Origin of the sequence: Streptomyces sp. IBSBF 3136, assembly GCF_036815105.1 — a bacterium.
In the GTDB taxonomy this organism is placed as follows: domain Bacteria; phylum Actinomycetota; class Actinomycetes; order Streptomycetales; family Streptomycetaceae; genus Streptomyces.
Genome location: NZ_JAJSZC010000132.1, coordinates 1 through 16,420 on the forward strand (window position 1 = coordinate 1; position 16,420 = coordinate 16,420).

Genomic DNA, 16,420 nt, shown 5'->3' on the forward strand with positions numbered 1-16,420 from the left:
GCCGAGGTGGAGGTCGCCGACGGCGGCACCGCCGAGGTGGAGGTCGCCGACGGCGGCACCGCCGAGGTGGAGGTCGCCGACGGCGGCACCGCCGAGGTGGAGGTCGCCGACGGCGCCGAAAGGCACGGGTTCCCGGTGTGCGTCGAGGACGTACAGGTCGTAGCCCGCGGGCCGGAGGGCCACCGGGTCCGGACCGGCGGACGGCGCGGCCACGGCGTACGCGCCGGCCGTGCCCGGCAGCACCCGGAGCCGGGGCGCGTGTGGGTCCGTCCCGACGGTACCGGCCCGCGCCGACGGAGCGAGTTCGAGGGCCGCGCCGCCGGTCAGCGCCGCCAGCAGCTCGGGCAGGAACTGCTCGGGGCTGTCCGGCGCGCACCTGTGGACGCCGCCCGGGACCAGGTCCAGCGCGGCCGCGGTGCCCTGCGCGGCGGTGAGCACCGCCGTGTGACTCAGCGGGACGACGCCGACGGCACCCGGACCGGTCACCGTCCAGGCGAGCAGGGCGGGCGTGACGTCCGGCGACGGCACGGAGTCGGCGGACGTCGGCAGCGGTTCGGAGCCGGTGGCGGTCGGCAGCGGCGCGGAGGCATCCGAGACCGGCGGTGAGGCGGTGTCTGCGGAGACCGGCACCGCTCCGGAGGCGGCGGACACCTCCGCGAGGACCAGTGCCCCGGACTCGGCGAGGAGCGTTCGCTCCAGCGGCCCGGGGACGTCGGGGTGGAGCGGGAAGCACGCGCCGCCCGCCTTGAGGACGGCGTACGCGGCGATCGCGAGGCCGGCCGACGGCATGGCGCGCAGGGCCACCGGGGTGCCGGGGCGCACGCCGTGGGCGCGCAGCCGCTCCGCCAGTTCCCCGGCCCGCCGGTCCAGCTGCCGGTAGGTCAGAGGGGTCTCCGGTGCGATCAGCGCGGGCGCGTCCGGGGTCGCGGCCGCCCACCGCTCCACGGCCGCCTGGACCGGGCCGGTGACGGGTGCGGTGAGCGCGCCGGGGGCGGCGGCCAGCACGGTCCGGCGCTCCTCGGCGTCCAGCAGCGGCAGCCGGGACAGCGGACGGTCCGGCTGCTCGGCGATCGCTTCGAGCAGGGCGACGAAGTGCCCGGCCAGGCGTCGTACCGTGTCCGCGTCGAACACGTCGGTGCTGTACTCCAGCACCACCCGGTGGCCGTCGTCGGCCGGCCGGACGTCCATGGCCAGGTCCATCTTGGCGGTGCCGGTGCCCACGTGCGCCATCTCGAAGGTGAGTCCGGCGGCGGTCCACCGCTCGGGCGCCTTGGCCTGGAGCACCATCAGCACCCGCGCGGGGTCCTCGCCGGCCCCCGGGCCGTGCCGGCGCAGCAGGTCGGCGGCCTGCTCGAAGGGCAGTTCCTGATGGGCGACGGCGCGCTGGAAGGCCGTCCGCACCCGGTCGAGCAGTTCGAGGAAGGCGGGGTCGCCGGACAGGTCCGTGCGCAGGAACAACGGATTGACGAAGTAGCCGATAAGGCCCTCGAGTTCGGGCCGGTCGCGGCCGGCGGTCGGCGAGACGACGGTGATGTCGTCCTGGCCGCCGTAGCGGGCGAGCAGCACGTTGAAGGCGGCCAGCAGCACCATGAACGGAGTCGCGGTGCGCCGGCGGGCGAGCGCCTCCACGCGCCGCACCAGGGCGGCCGGCAGGGTGAAGTGGTGGGCGGCGCCCCGCCCGCTGGCGACGGCGGGCCGGGGCCGGTCGGTCGGCAGCTCGGGCGGCTGCGCGCCGGACAGCTCCTGGGCCCAGTGGGCGCGCAGCCCGTCGAGGTGCTCCCCGGTCAGCCGTTCACGCTGCCAGGCGGCGAAGTCCGCGTACTGGATGGGGAGTTCGGGCAGGCGTGGCTCCCGGCCCGCCCGCAGGTCCGCGTAGGCCGCGGTCAGCTCCCCGAAGAGGATGCCCGAGGAGAGGCCGTCGGTGACGATGTGGTGGATGGCGAGCAGCGCCACATGGTGGTCGGGTGCCAGGCGCAGCAGCCGGAACCGCATGAGCGGGCCCTGCCGCAGGTCGAAGGGTGTCTCCAGCTCCCGGCGCGCGGTCGCCTCGAACCCCTCCTCCGTGGTGTCCAGCACCGGGACGTCGACCGGTGCGGACGGGTGGATCACCTGTACCGGGTCACCGTCGTCGAGGTCGAAGGTGGTGCGCAGGACCTCGTGCCGTTCCACCACCAGGCCAAGGGCGCGCCGCAGCACCGGGACGTCCAGCGGGCCGCGCAGCCGCACCGCCGCCGTCACGTTGTACGCGGACTGGCCCGGGGTTATCTCGTTCTGCAGCCACAGGCTCTGCTGCGCGAACGATGTGTCGGCCACAAGGCTCTCTTCGGTCATCGGCGTCCGTCTCTCCTCCGTCGCGCCGACCGGGGGGCCGCGCGCCTCCCGGTGACTGCGCTGCTCCGCATGCATGGCACTGCACGGGATGCTCCCCCGGGGCGGTGGCGTCCGGCAGTCGGGTAAGTCCCCGACTGTCCCGGGGCGCCGGGTCCGGGCAGCATCGGGTGCCCGTACCCCCGGCCGGGGCTGCCGGCGGCCCGGCCGCCGGCCGGATCACGGCCCGGGCGCAGCCCGGATCAGAAGGGAACCTCCCGAGGTGGCCGACCACGCCCTGACCGCCCCCGCCCTGCCGTCCGCGCGGCGCCGCTTCGGCCCGGGGTTCCGCCGGCTGTGGGCCGCGACGACCTTCTCCGGGCTGGGCGACGGAGTGCGGATGATCGCGCTGGCCGTCCTGGCGTCCACTATCACCGCCGATCCGCTGAAGGTGTCGCTGGTGACGGTGGCCGGCCAGTTGCCCTGGGTCCTGGTGGGCCCGTTCAGCGGGACCCTCATCGACCACTGGGACCGCTACCGGCTGCTGTGGCTGTGCGACGCGGCCAGGACCGCCGTCCTCGCGGGTCTGGTCATGGTGCTCCTCACCGGCCGGGCGAGTCTGACCGCTCTGGTGGTGGTCGCGTTCCTACTCAGCTCGGTCGAGACGATGGCGGAGAACCTGGCGCAGGCCGTGGTGCCCGACATGGCCGCCGCCGACGCCCTCGACTCGGCCAACAGCAGGCTGCTGACCGGCCAGCTGGTCACGATGGAGTTCCTCGGCCCGCCGCTGGGCACCGCTCTGTTCGCGGTGGCGCACGCGCTGCCTTTCGGGCTCGCCACCGCCTGCTTCGCGGTGTCCGCGCTGCTCGTCCTCAGGGTACGGCCGCGGGGCGCGGCCGTCCGGGGCACGCCCCTGACGCTGCGGTCGCTCGGGTCGCACACCGCGGCCGGGGTGGTGTGGCTGTGGCGGCACCGGCTGCTGCGGACGGTGTGCCTGCTGGTGGCCCTGTTCAACTTCGCGGTGCTGGCGGTGCTCGGGGTCGCCGTGCTCTACGCCCTGGACACGCTGAAGCTCAGCCAGACCATGTACGGGCTGCTGATGCTGGTCATCGCCGGCGGCGGCCTGATCGGCGTGGTGACCGCGCCGCTGGTGGTCTCCGCGCTGGGCCGGGGCCGTGCCCTGCAGCTCTCCTTCGCCCTGTGCCCGGCGTCCTTCGCCGTCGCCGGCTGGACCTCGCACCCGCTGGTGGCCGCGCTCGCCCTGACGTTCGTCGGCGCCGCCATCACGCTGGGCAACGTCCTCACCGCGACGCTGCGCCAGACCCTGATCCCGAAGGAGCGTTTCGGCCAGGTCAACGGCGCCTACCGGCTGGTGATCAACGGTCTGACGCCGCTCGGCGGCCTCGCCGGCGGACTCGTCGCGGACCGGTTCGGGCTGCGGGCGCCGTTCTTCCTCGCCGCCGGACTGCTGCTCCTGTGCACACTGGCCGCCGTGCCGTTGCTGCCCCGCCGCGCGCTGGACGACCTCCCGGAGCCGGACGCCGGCACCGGGGCCGCCGAAGCGGGCGAGGGCTGACCGCCCGGGTCCCGCCGTTCCCGCACCCCGGCACCCGGTCGGCAGGCAGACTTCGGACATGGTCGATCGCGTCTTCGGCGACTTCGAACTCGCCGCGCTCTACGACAAGTTGAACCTCTGGGGCCCCGGTGACGACTTCTACCTGGAGCTCGTCCTCGCCGCCGGTTCGGTCCTCGACGTCGGCTGCGGCACCGGCCGGCTGCTGCGCGGTGCCCGGGAGGCCGGGCACCAGGGCCGGCTCACCGGCCTCGACCCGGCGGCCGCCATGCTCGTGCAGGCCCGCCGGGCGGAGCCGGGCGTCGAGTGGGTGCTCGGGGACCTGCTCTCGCACGCCTGGGACGGGGCGTTCGACCTGGTCGTGATGACCGGCCACGCGTTCCAGGAGCTCCTGCGCGACGAACAGGTGCGCGGACTGCTGAGCGGGGTGCGCCGCGCGCTCGCGGGCGGCGGCCGGTTCGTCTTCGAGACCCGGAACCCGGCCGCCCGCGCCTGGGAGCGCTGGACCCCGGACCGGGTGCACGAGTTCACCGGCGACGACGGGCCGGTACGGGTCTGGCACGACGCGGACCCGGCCCCCACCGGGGACCGGGTCACGTTCACGGAGACGTACGCCGGGGCGCGCTGGCCGCGGCCGCGGGTGTGCCGGAGCACCCTGCGGTTCCTCGGCACCACCGCCCTGGACGGCTTCCTCGGCGAGGCCGGTCTGGCCGTCGCCGAGCGCTACGGGGACTGGGGGCGGGGGCCCGTGACCCCCGCCAGCCCCGAGATCATCACCGTCGCCGCTCCGCGGGCCTAGGCCTGCGGGGCGTCGCCCTCCTCCAGCGCCGCCAGGGCCGGGTCCAGGACGATGTCCTCGTCACGGGCCTCGGTCGTGGGGTCCTCCGGGAAGTGGCAGGCCGTCAGGTGGCCGTCACGGTTGCCGGAGATCTGCACCAGCGGCGGCTCGTCGGTCGCGCACTTGTCCTGCGCCTTCCAGCAGCGGGTGCGGAAGCGGCAGCCGGACGGCGGGTTGATCGGCGAGGGGACGTCGCCGGAGAGACGGATCCGCTCGCGGTCCGCGGTCTCCTCGTCGACGCCGACCTCCGGCACCGCCGACAGCAGGGCGTGCGTGTAGGGGTGGCGGGGCCGGTTGTAGATCGAGTCCCGGTCGCCGACCTCGACCACCTTGCCGAGGTACATGACCGCGACGCGCTGCGAGAAGTGCCGGACGATGGCGAGGTCGTGGGCGATGAACAGGAACGCGATGCCCAGTTCCTTCTGGACCTTCTGGAGCAGGTTCACCACCTGCGCCTGGATGGAGACGTCCAGCGCGGAGACCGGCTCGTCGGCCACGATCAGCTTCGGGTTCAGCGACAGGGCGCGGGCGACGCCGATGCGCTGGCGCTGACCGCCGGAGAACTCGTGCGGGAAGCGGTTGTAGTGCTCCGGGTTCAGGCCGACGAGCTCGAGGAGCTCGCGGACCTTCTTCTCCCGGCCGCCCTGCGGCTCGATCCCGTTGACCTCCATCGGCGACTTGATGATCGAGCCGACGGTCTGCCGCGGGTTCAGCGAGGAGTACGGGTCCTGGAAGATCATCTGGATCTCGGACCGCACGGGCGCGATCTGCCGGCGCGAGGCGTGCGTGATGTCCTGCCCAGAGTAGGTGATCGTGCCGGCGGTCGGCTCCAGCAGCCGGGTGATGAGCCGGCCCGTGGTCGACTTGCCACAGCCGGACTCGCCGACCAGGCCGACGCTCTCGGCGACCCCGACGCTCAGGTCGATGCCGTCGACCGCCTGGACCGCGCCGACCTTCCGCTTGATCGGGAAGCCGCCGTAGATCGGGAAGTGCTTGGTGAGGCCCTTGACCTCCAGCAGCGCCTCGGGCGCGCTGCCGGTGGTGCCCTGCTGTGCGGGGAGGGTGAGGTTCTCGCTCATGTCTCGGTTCTCCCTAGCGCAGCCGGGGCTGGATCTTGTCGATGAAGATGGTCTGCTTCTGCTCCGGCGTCAGGTGGCACGCCGAGGCGCGCCCCTCGCCCAGCGCCGGCCGGACCTCGGAGCACAGGTTGCCCTGCACCTCGTCCCTGAACGCGCAGCGCGGGTGGAAGCGGCAGCCCGAGGGCGGGTTGAGCAGCGAGGGCGGGCTGCCGGGGATCGGCGTCAGTGCCGTGTTGATGTCGCTGTCCAGGCGCGGCATCGAGCTGAGCAGGCCCCAGGTGTAGGGGTGCTTCGGGTCGTACAGCACCTCCTTGGTGCTGCCGCGCTCCACGGCCCGGCCGGCGTACATCACCAGCAGGTCGTCCGCCATGTGCGAGATGACGCCGAGGTCGTGGGTGATGAAGATGATCGCGGAGCCGAACTCCTGCTGGAGGTCCTTGAGCAGGTCCAGGATCTGGGCCTGCACGGTCACGTCGAGCGCGGTGGTCGGCTCGTCGGCGATCAGCAGGTCGGGGTCGCACATCAGCGCCATGGCGATCATCGCGCGCTGGCGCATACCACCGGAGAACTGGTGCGGGTAGTCGTCGAAGCGCACCTTGGGCTGCGGGATGCCGACCTTCTCCAGCATCTGGATGGCCCGGTCCTTCGCCTCCTTCTTCGAGGCGCCGCGGTGCTTCATGAACGGCTCGGACAGCTGGCGGCCCACCGTGTAGAACGGCGACAGCGCGGTCAGCGGGTCCTGGAAGATCATCGCCATCTTGTTGCCGCGGAGCTGCTCCAGCTCCTTTTCCTTGGCGGTGACGAGTTCCTTGCCGTCGAGGACGATCTCGCCGTCGATGGTGGTGGTGCGCGGGTTGTGCAGGCCCAGGATCGTCAGGTTGGTGACGGACTTGCCGGAGCCGGACTCGCCGACGATGCCCAGGGTCTTGCCGCGCTCGACGTCGAAGGAGAGGCCGTCGACCGCCTTGACGATGCCGTCCTCGGTGGAGAACTGCACCTTCAGATCGCGCACCGAGAGGAAGCTCTCCGCACCGGTCGGGGCCGGAGTGCCCTCGGTCTTGGTCAGTGTGGTCACGGTGGTTCGTTCTTCCTAGGAGAGCCGGACGCGCGGGTCGATCCAGGCGTACGCGATGTCGGTGAGGATGTTGAAGAGCAGGATGAAGAAGGCACCGAACAACATGACGCCCATGGTCAGCGGGAGGTCCTTGTGGACCGCTCCGTCCACGGCGAGCCGACCGATTCCCTGGAGGGAGAAGGTGATCTCGGTGACGACGGCACCGCCGAGCATGCTGCTGAGGTCGATACCGAGCACGGTGACGATCGGGATCATCGAGCCGCGCCAGGCGTAGCGGAAGAAGACGTACTTGCGCGACATGCCCTTCGCGCGGGCGGTGCGCACGTGCTCCTCGGCGAGCTGCTCGATCATCGACGAGCGGGCCATACGGGTGTACTGCGCGGTGAAGATGGTGGCCATCACCAGGGTGGGCAGGAGCATGCCCGTGAACCAGCCCCACGGGTCCTCGGTGATCGGCACGTACTGGGGGTTCTCCATCCAGCCCGTGCTGTAGACGAAGATGATCAGGACGATCGGACCCAGGAAGTAGATCTGGAACGAGCTGAGGACCATCGACGCGCCGGTGGCGACCTTGTCCACCATGGAGCCCCGCCGGAAGGCGGCGACCATGCCGGCACCCACACCGAGCACGAGGAAGACGACCGCACCACCGATGGTGAGGGTCAGGGTGGTGGGGAAGCGGTCCATGATCGTGCCCCAGACCATGTCGCCCGAGTAGAACGACTGGCCGAGGCAGGGGGCGTTGCAGTGTCCGGTCGGGAAGTCACGGCCCATCACGATGCCGGACATGAAGTCCCAGAACTGCTGGACGATGGGCAGGTTGAGACCGAGGGCCTGGCGGATGTCCTCCAGCCTCTGGGGAGAGCAGTCCTTGCCACAGGCCAGGGAGGCGTAATCGGAAGGCGCGGCGACGAACAGGAAGAAGGTCGCGGCGCTGATGAGGAACAGGGTGACCAGGGCACCGACCGTGCGCCGGATGATGAACTGAAGCATGGCGGGAGGGCTGCTCTCTGCGGAGACGAGTGGGAGGTTTCACGGAGGTGCGGGGACGCGCTCCGCCTGGTGCGCGTCCCCGCGATCAGCCGTAGAGAGTTACGACTTCTTCAGGTACAGCTGGGTGATGTCGATGAGGCTCGACACCGACCCGTAGCGGGCGCCGCCCACGTTCGACCCGGAGAGCTGGAACTGCTTGGTGTACCACAGCGGAGCCGCCGGGACGACCTTCTCCAGCAGGTAGTGCTGGGCTTCCTTCCAGGTCTTCGCGGCCTGGGTCGGCTGCTGGGTCAGCGCCTTCTTGATGAGGGCGTCGACCTTCGGGTCCTTCACGTGCGAGTAGTTCGGCGCACCGTCGGCGACCTGGGTGCCGTCGTAGATCGGGGTGACGACGGTGGACGGAGCCGGCCAGTCCTGGCCCCAGCCCGTGATGTACATGTCGTACGGGTTGTCGAGCTTGCCGATCTGCTCGTAGTAGCTCGCCGCGTCGACCTCCTTGGAGACGACGTTGAAGCCGACCTTGGTGAGGGCGTCCTCGATGGCGACCTTGCGCTTCTGGCCGTTCTCGCTGTTGCCGTACGCGAAGACGACCTTCTTCTCGGACGCCGGGACGCCCTTGAGGAGCTCCTTGGCCTTGGCGATGTTGCCCTGCGGGGTCGCCAGGCGGCCGTACGGGTCGTACTTGGCCTCGTAGCCCGGCAGGGTCGGGGCGAAGTAGTTCGGGGCCACGTCGCCGCCGTAGACACCGCCCTCACCGGCGATGAGCGACTTGGAGTTCACCGCGTAGGTGATGGCCTGGCGGACCTTGAGGTCCTTCACGCGGTCCAGGTTGAACGTCAGCTGCATGACGTAGGGCTGGTAGCCCTTGACCGTGCGCTTGTTGGCGGACGGGTTCTTGATGACGTCCTGGATCTGCGTGGCCTCGACGCCGCCGGTGAGCTGGATGGCGTTCTTGTCCTCGCCCTGGTCGGCGATCAGACGCTTGGTCTGGGTCGACTCGGTGACGCCGAACTGGAAGTTGAAGCCGTCCACGTACTGGTGGCGCACGGAGTCGGTCTTCGGGTCCCAGTTGGTGTTCTTGACGAGCACCAGGGACTTGCCGTTCTTGTACGACTGGATCTTGTACGGGCCGGTCGCGACCGGGGCCTTGTCGTACTTCTCCTTGGTGTCGTCCTTCGCCGGGACGATGGCGTAGCCGGCCATGGCCAGCGTCTGCGGCAGGTCAGGACGCGGCTGGTCGAAGTGGAAGACGACCGTCTTGTCGTCCGGCGTGTCCAGGACCGACTTCGGCAGGTGCTTCTTGCCGAAGCCGCCGTCCGGCAGCGCCTTGCGGTAGTCGGCGCCGCTCAGCCAGGTCTGCAGGTAGGTCGGGCCGTCGAAGATGAACTTCGCGTACAGGCGCTCGACGGTGTGGCGGACGTCGGCGGACGTGATGGCGTTGCCCTTGGCGTCCTTGATGCCGTCCTTGAGGGTGAACGTCCAGGTCTTGCCGCCGTCCGAGGACTTGCCGGCGTCGGTGGCGAGGTCACCGGCGACCGAGATGTTGCCCTTGTCGTCCTCCTGGAACTGCGTCAGGCGACGGAAGAGCAGGTTCGCGACCTGACCGGCGTCGGAGACGTAGGTCTGACCCGGGTCCAGGTGCGAGAGGCCCGCCTCCTGGTAGACCGTGATGGTGCCGCCGCTCTGGGCACCCGCGACGTCCTTCGCCGGACCGGTGGAACCGGCGGCGTCGGCGTAGGTGACCGCCTTCGACTGGACCGAGGCTTCCTTCTGGTCCTTCTTGGAGTTCGCACCGGTGTCGGAGCCCTTGTTCTCGGAGCATCCGGTGAGCACGAGGGAACCGGCCGCGAACGCGACGACGATGGCCTGCGCTCTGCGCGAGCTGAACGACTTCATGAGGCGAATGCACCTACCTGTCGGTTGTTATCCATGAGTACTGCCTGACGCGGCTGGCAGGCCGGCGCGGGGGTGGCAGCGATCCCCCACCAGATGGACGATCTACCGCCCGGACTTGGGGTCGAAGGCGTCCCGGACCGAGTCTCCGAGGAGGTTGAAGGCCAGGACGAAGATCACCAGCGCCACACCGGGGAAGAAGATGAACGACGGGTCCTGCTCCGCGTACTTGGAGCCGTTGGCGAACAGTCGTCCCCAGTCCGGGGTCGGCTCGACGAAGCCGACACCCGCGAAGGAGAGGAAGGCGATGGTGAGGATGGTGCTGGGCAGCGTGTACGTGAACTGCACCAGGATGGGCGTCACCACGTTCGGCAGGATCTCCTTGCGGACGATCCGCCAGGGCGAGGCTCCGGAGACCTTGGCGGCCTCCACGAACTCACGCTCACGCAGGGACAGCACCGTGGAGCGGACCAGGCGGGCCATACCCATCCAGCCGAGCACCCACAGCACGATCAGCATCGCCAGGGCGCGGAAGTACGTCGGCGTCTCCTCCCGCGGGTCCACGAAGAACGCGGTCACCACGGGCATGAAGGCGATGAAGAACAACTGCTGCGGGAAGGCGAGGAAGAAGTCGGTGACCCGGCCGATCCAGTAGTCCGTGCGGCCACCGAAGTAGCCGCCGATCAGGCCGAGGATGACGCCCGTGGCCATCATCAGGACGGTCACGCCGAGCGCCATGAACAGCGAGGTCCGCATGCCGTAGACCAGCATGGCGAAGATGTCGCGGCCCACCTGCGGCTCGACTCCGAACCAGTGGGTTCCGGACAGACCACCGAAGTAGCCCAGCGGCAGGCCGAAGTCGTCGAGGACCGGGGTGTCCTGGTAGGTGGGGTCCTGCCCGTACAGCGTGTACGGGTTCGTCCCGCTGATCTTGGTCAGCAGCGGCGCGGCGAGCGCCACGACGAAGTAGAAAATCACTATCGCGGCACAGATGACACCGGTACGGTCACGCTTGAAGCGCTGCCACATCAGCTGGCCGGGAGAGCGACCCTCGAGCGTCTTCTCGACCTTGACAGGCTCGGGCTTCGACTCGAGTTCGGGCTCCAAGGCAACCGACGGCCCGGAGCCTTCAGCCTTGGCTGGACTGGTCATGTGTGTTCTTCCCCCGGGGGGTTGGAGAGCTGAGCGCAGCGCAGATACCGGAGAGTTCTGCGGTTTGGGGGAACTTTCGCCAATGTGTTCAACGCGCGTCAAGGGCGGAAGACATAGGGATCTCCCTACCTTCAATTTTTTGAGCAAAAATTGCAAAGATCGACACCTGTGCGCGCTTGACACGAACATCAAGATCTCGGCAAATCGGACAGAGCGTTATATTTTTTAGCGTTACATGTCCGAAACGTGAGGCGCGGGTCGCCGCTATCCGAACACTCGCCCCACGGCCGTCCTCCGACGCACGGTCAGGCGGCGGAACCCGTGCGACGTGCGGACATCACCCCGGGCACGCCGAAGGCCCGGCTCTCCTGACAGCTCTGGAGAACCGGGTCCTACGGGTTGGCCGGCGGCGGCCTCAGCCGTGCTTGGCGCGGCTCGCGGCGCGGGCGCGCTCGCGGGCGTCCAGGTTCACCTTACGGATGCGAACGGCCTCCGGGGTGACTTCCACGCACTCGTCGTCGCGGCAGAACTCCAGGGACTGCTCCAGCGACAGCTTGCGCGGCGGCACGATCGCCTCGAACGAGTCGGCCGAGGACGACCGCATGTTCGTGAGCTTCTTCTCCTTGGTGATGTTCACGTCCATGTCGTCGGAGCGCGAGTTCTCGCCGACGATCATGCCCTCGTACACCTCGGTGCCCGGCTCGGTGAACAGCACGCCGCGCTCCTGGAGGTTCGTCATCGCGAACGCGGTGACGGCACCGGCGCGGTCGGCGACCAGCGAACCGTTGTTACGGGTCTGCAGGGTGCCGAACCACGGCTCGAAGCCCTCGTGGATGGAGTGGCCGATACCCGTGCCGCGGGTCTGCGTCAGGAACTCGGTACGGAAGCCGATGAGGCCGCGGGAGGGCACGACGAACTCCATGCGGACCCAGCCCGAGCCGTGGTTGGACATGTTGTCCATCCGGCCCTTGCGGACGCCCATGAGCTGGGTGACGGCACCCATGTGTTCCTCGGGCACGTCGATCGTCATGCGCTCGACGGGCTCGTAGGTCTTGCCGTCGATCTGCTTGGTGACGACCTGGGGCTTGCCGATGGTCAGCTCGAAGCCCTCGCGGCGCATCTGCTCGACCAGGATGGCGAGCGCCAGCTCACCACGGCCCTGGACCTCCCAGGCGTCGGGGCGCTCGGTGTCCAGCACGCGCAGCGAGACGTTACCGATCAGCTCGCGGTCCAGGCGGTCCTTGACCTGGCGGGCGGTGACCTTGCGGTCCTTGACGGCCGCCTTGGCGTCCGCGCCCTTGCCGGTGCCGCCGCGGCCGACCAGCGGGGAGGTGTTGGTACCGATGACCATGGAGATCGCGGGCTCGTCGACCGTGATCAGCGGGAGGGCGATCGGGTTCTCGGTGTCGGCGAGGGTCTCGCCGATCATGATCTCCGGGATACCGGCGACGGCGCAGATGTCACCGGGGCCGGCCTTCTCGGCGGGCTTGCGGGTGAGCGCCTCGGTCATCATCAGCTCGGTGATGCGGACGTTGCTGATCGAGCCGTCGCGCTTGATCCAGGCGACCGTCTGGCCCTTGCGCAGCTCGCCCTGCTCGACGCGGAGCAGCGCGATGCGGCCGAGGAAGTTGTCGGCGTCCAGGTTGGTGACGTGGGCCTGGAGCGGGGCGGTCTCGTCGTACGTCGGGGCGGGGATGTGCTCCAGGATGGTGGAGAAGAACGGCTCCAGGCTGTCGCTGTCGGTCGGGACCGTGCCGTCGGCCGGCTTGGTCAGCGAGGCGACACCGTCACGGCCACAGGCGTAGACGATCGGGAACTCGATCTGGTCCTCGTCCGCGTCCAGGTCCAGGAACAGGTCGTAGGTCTCGTTGACGACCTCGTCGATCCGGGAGTCCGGGCGGTCCGTCTTGTTGATGCACAGGATGACGGGCAGGCGCTGCTGGAGGGCCTTGCGCAGCACGAAGCGGGTCTGCGGGAGCGGGCCCTCGGACGCGTCGACCAGCAGGACGACACCGTCGACCATCGACAGACCACGCTCGACCTCGCCACCGAAGTCGGCGTGGCCGGGGGTGTCGATGATGTTGATCGTGATCGGCTCGCCGCCGTCCTTCGGGTGGTACTTGACCGCCGTGTTCTTGGCGAGGATCGTGATGCCCTTCTCACGCTCCAGGTCGTTCGAGTCCATCATGCGGTCGTCGACCGAGTCGAGCTGGTGGGCGGCGAAGGCGCCGGCCTGCTTCAGCATGCCGTCGACGATGGTCGTCTTGCCGTGGTCGACGTGGGCGACGATGGCGACGTTGCGGATGTCGTGACGTGTAGCAGTCACAGCCATAGTGCGGCGAACTCCCAGAGTGGTGAGAAGGCCCTGCTGCTGCGTACGTCCGTGTGACGCGGGCCTGCCGGGCTTGACACGCCACGGCCTCACCCCATGGTACGTGGCCCCGAGGGGGTCGGCCTCCGCGGGGCCACGCGGCACTCAGTGTCCGGACGGGCTCGCCCCGGCCGTGACACCCTTCTTCACGAAGCCCATGTCCTCGTAGACGGGCGTCTGGAAGCCGAACGCGCCCGCGTTGACCAGGGTCTTCCGGACGCCGACGAGCTGGGGCCGCTGGTAGAGCGGGATGGAGCCGGCCATGGCCCAGATGCGGGAGTCCGCCTTGCGGATGAGGTCGCGCTCCTCGTCCTCGTCCAGCGCCGCGGCGGCCTGGTCGAACAACTGGTCGACCTGGTCGGTGCCGACCCGGGTGAAGTTCTGCTCGACGTTCACCGAGCCGTCGGCGGCCGCGACCGGCTTGGCGAAGATGGGCCGGGCGTCGGTCGCCGGGAAGGCGGAGGAGGGCCAGGAGTAGAGGGCGAGGTCGTAGTCGCCGGAGGCGATGTGGTCCTTGAAGTAGCTCTCGTCCGAGACCTTGGTGATCGTCGTGCGGATGCCGACCTTCTCCAGCATGGCCGAGATCCGCAGCGCCACGGTGTTCAGGGTGTCCGAGCCGGGGCCGGAGGGCAGCACGAAGCGCAGGGCGAGCGCCTTGCCGTCCTTGGCGAGCGGGCCGGTGACGGCGCCGGCCGGGGCCGCGGTGCCCTGCGGGGCGTAGGCGCCCGGCGCGCCGCCGTTGCCGGTGTACTGCCTGCCGTCCTGGGCGAGGTGCTTGTCGCCCTCGTCGCCCTTCTCGTGGTGGGCGCCCTTGTCGTCCTCGCCGACGATGTACTCGCCCTCCTTGCCGCCGTCGGACTTCCTCTCCTGGTCGCCGCGGTCGTTCTCGGCGCCGGCCGCCTTCTCGCCCTTCTTGGGCTGCTTCACGGGTCCCCCGGGCACCCAGCCGGCGTCCGCGAGCAGGGCCTGGGCCTCCTTGGTGTCCTGGCTGCCGAGCACGCCGCTGCTGTCGGTGTAGGCGTCCTGCCCGGACAGCGCGAGGTGGCTGCCGACCGGGTCGGCGGGCAGGCCCAGCGGGGTCAGCACGAGCTTGGCCAGCTCCCGGCGGTCGAGCGCGCGGGCGACGGCCTGGCGGACCCGCTGGTCGGCGAGGGGGCCACCGGCGCCGTTGAGGGCCAGCTGGGTGTAGGCGGGCTCCAGCGACTTGCGGACGGCGAAGGCGCGCAGTTCGTCCTGCTGCTTCAGGTACCGGGTGATGGCCTTGCGCAGCTTCTTCCGTCCGACCTTGACCTCGTCGGAGCCGAAGCCGTGGGCCAGTGCCCAGGAGCGCATCTTCTTCGCGGAGGTCTTCCCGGCGCCCTGCAGCGGGGTGCCGGTGCCCTGCCCGCGGGAGGCCAGGGCGATCCGGTCGGCCTCGGCCGGGTCGACGTCGGCGAGGTCCACGCTGCCGTCGGCGAGCGCGGCGGCCCGCTTGTCGCGGTCCACGGCGTGCAGCACGATCTCGTTCAGCTTGGCGGGCTTGCCCCACCAGCGGGGGTTGCGGGTGAGGACGACGTCCTTCTTGGCGGTGTCGACCTTCTCGACCTTGAAGGGGCCCGCGGTGATGTTCAGCTTGCGCCGGGCGCCGTCGTTGAAGGCGTCCGGGGTGCCCATGACGTCCTTGGGGTACAGCGGGGAGAACAGCGACCTCCAGTCGGCGTAGGGGCGCGCGAAGGTGACCCGGACCTGGAGGTCGCTCGCGCCGCGCTCGATCTTGGAGATGCGGTCGTAGCCGGCGTTGCGGGCGGTCCAGTAGGCGGTGTTCCCGCCGGACAGGGCGCGCCACTGGGCGACGAAGTCGGCGGCGCCGATCTCCCGCCCGTCGCTCCAGACCGCCTGCTGGTTCAGCTTGTAGAGCACGACCTGCCGCGGTTCCGTCTCGATGACCTTGGCGGATTCCAGGTAGGCGGGGTTGGCCACCGGGCGCCCGGTCGCGTCGAGGCGGAACATCGAGGGCAGCACGGCCTGGGCGACGCGGGTGGTGCCCGTGTCGGCGTCGGCCTGGAAGGTGTTCAGGGTCTCCGGTACGGCGTCCACGGCCCACTTCAGGGTGCCGCCCTCGGCGACCTTGGCGCGGGCGGCGAGGGCGATGTCCTGCGCGGCCAGCGGACGGCTGGGCTTCTCGTCGGAGCCGCAGCCGGCGAGCAGGGACACCGCGAGGGCGCCCGCGGTGAGGAAGGCGGCCGAGCGCAGGACCGCGCGCAGGCCGACGCCGTCGTGGGACATCTCTGCTACCTCCGGGAAGCCGCGGGCTTTATGCTCACATTTGTCGGTATATGGAGCTGATCACTTTTGGCTGTATATGGAGCTGATCAGATCTATGCACCCACTGAAGAGGAAAGGATCCGGCAACAGCGGGCGACACGGCGACGACGGACGGTAAGCCCACCCGTGCGGCGCAACACACCGAATGTGCATCCGTACGCCTCGGCCAATCGGTGCACATCTCTTCACAGCACCAGGTGTGAGGCGCAACACTCCAAGGCGCCTGAACGTCGCCGCCCAGGGCCCGCAGGACCCGTGGAAGTGAGGGCAAGTCATGTCCGTGTACGACGAACTGACATCCGTCCAGCGCTGCCTCGACGACCTGTACCGGTCGATCGGGCGGCTGGAGAAGCAGGTCGGCAGCGGGGGCCTGGAGATGCGCCGGGTCCGCGTGGACGCCGACCATCTGCGCGAGAGCCTCGGCCTGCTGCGGGAAGCCGCCAGCACCCCGGCCGCCCCGAACCGGCCCGACCTCGTCACCATCTCCGACACGCCGTACGACATCACCCTGTGGACGGACTCGGACGACGAGGGGCTGGGCGCCCGCGACCGGCACGCGCCCTGAGCGGCGACCGGCCCGCACCGGCCCGCACCCCCCATCCCTGAGCCGACCGGAGTCCTGTCTTGGCCACTGGTACGGAACCCCGACCGAACAGCGGCGGCGTACGCGCCGGTACGCGCGCCGCGATCGACGCACCGCATCTGCGGACCGACCGCTGGTGGCTGGCGCCCGCCGTCACCGCGGCCGGTCTGTTCGCCTTCGTCGTCTACTCGACCTGGCGCGCGGTGGCGACACCCCCCTAATAATCCGCGCCCGACGTGTCCCCGCTCTAAT

Annotated in this window: 11 protein-coding genes and 1 pseudogene; 4 read left to right on the forward strand and 8 right to left on the reverse strand. The window is 70.1% G+C overall.

The genetic code is table 11. The features are described from left to right. Positions 1-2,331: condensation domain-containing protein (locus tag V7E45_RS25375; protein ID WP_333776512.1), on the reverse strand; the 2,331-nt coding region annotated here is incomplete at its 3' end. A gap of 259 nt (positions 2,332-2,590) precedes the next feature. Here V7E45_RS25375 and V7E45_RS25380 point away from each other — a divergent pair. Continuing rightward, entirely contained in the window at positions 2,591-3,883 is a 1,293-nt protein-coding gene (locus tag V7E45_RS25380; protein WP_333776513.1) for an MFS transporter, read from the forward strand. 58 nt (positions 3,884-3,941) lie between these two features. Next, positions 3,942-4,679 (forward strand): class I SAM-dependent methyltransferase, encoded by a 738-nt coding sequence (locus V7E45_RS25385; protein ID WP_333776514.1) that lies wholly within the window; start codon positions 3,942-3,944, stop codon positions 4,677-4,679. On the opposite strand, the gene V7E45_RS25390 is transcribed toward V7E45_RS25385, so the two are convergent. The 7 genes from V7E45_RS25390 to V7E45_RS25420 form a co-directional block, all read right to left on the reverse strand. Beyond that, positions 4,676-5,797 carry an ABC transporter ATP-binding protein gene (locus tag V7E45_RS25390; protein WP_333776515.1) on the reverse strand — a complete coding sequence of 374 codons (1,122 nt, stop codon included), beginning with the start codon at positions 5,795-5,797 and terminating at the stop codon, positions 4,676-4,678. The two genes, V7E45_RS25385 and V7E45_RS25390, sit on opposite strands and share 4 nt — an antisense overlap. A 13-nt stretch (positions 5,798-5,810) precedes the next feature. Next, positions 5,811-6,872 carry an ABC transporter ATP-binding protein gene (locus V7E45_RS25395; RefSeq protein WP_333776516.1) on the reverse strand — a complete coding sequence of 354 codons (1,062 nt, stop codon included), beginning with the start codon at positions 6,870-6,872 and terminating at the stop codon, positions 5,811-5,813. Between the two features lie 15 nt (positions 6,873-6,887). Beyond that, complete coding sequence (locus tag V7E45_RS25400; RefSeq protein WP_333776517.1) at positions 6,888-7,865, reverse strand: ABC transporter permease; 978 nt, start codon at positions 7,863-7,865, stop codon at positions 6,888-6,890. Positions 7,866-7,964: 99 nt separating this feature from the next. Beyond that, on the reverse strand, positions 7,965-9,761 hold the full coding sequence (locus tag V7E45_RS25405) for an ABC transporter substrate-binding protein (RefSeq protein WP_333776518.1): 1,797 nt from the start codon (positions 9,759-9,761) through the stop codon (positions 7,965-7,967). A 102-nt stretch (positions 9,762-9,863) separates the two neighbouring features. Beyond that, positions 9,864-10,910 carry an ABC transporter permease gene (locus tag V7E45_RS25410; protein WP_333776519.1) on the reverse strand — a complete coding sequence of 349 codons (1,047 nt, stop codon included), beginning with the start codon at positions 10,908-10,910 and terminating at the stop codon, positions 9,864-9,866. Between the two features lie 415 nt (positions 10,911-11,325). Beyond that, positions 11,326-13,242 (reverse strand): translational GTPase TypA, encoded by a 1,917-nt coding sequence (typA, locus tag V7E45_RS25415; RefSeq protein WP_333776520.1) that lies wholly within the window; start codon positions 13,240-13,242, stop codon positions 11,326-11,328. Positions 13,243-13,386: 144 nt separating this feature from the next. Beyond that, the gene (locus V7E45_RS25420; protein WP_333776521.1) at positions 13,387-15,546 is read right to left on the reverse strand and encodes an ABC transporter family substrate-binding protein; all 2,160 of its coding nucleotides are present in this window, start codon (positions 15,544-15,546) and stop codon (positions 13,387-13,389) included. A gap of 313 nt (positions 15,547-15,859) precedes the next feature. On the opposite strand from V7E45_RS25420, the gene V7E45_RS25425 reads away from it, so the two are divergent. Together V7E45_RS25425 and V7E45_RS25430 are read left to right on the forward strand one after the other, a co-directional pair. Further along, positions 15,860-16,150 carry a hypothetical protein gene (locus tag V7E45_RS25425; protein WP_333776522.1) on the forward strand — a complete coding sequence of 97 codons (291 nt, stop codon included), beginning with the start codon at positions 15,860-15,862 and terminating at the stop codon, positions 16,148-16,150. Positions 16,151-16,209: 59 nt separating this feature from the next. Further along, positions 16,210-16,420 (forward strand): annotated as a pseudogene (locus tag V7E45_RS25430) (hypothetical protein); the annotation flags it as partial.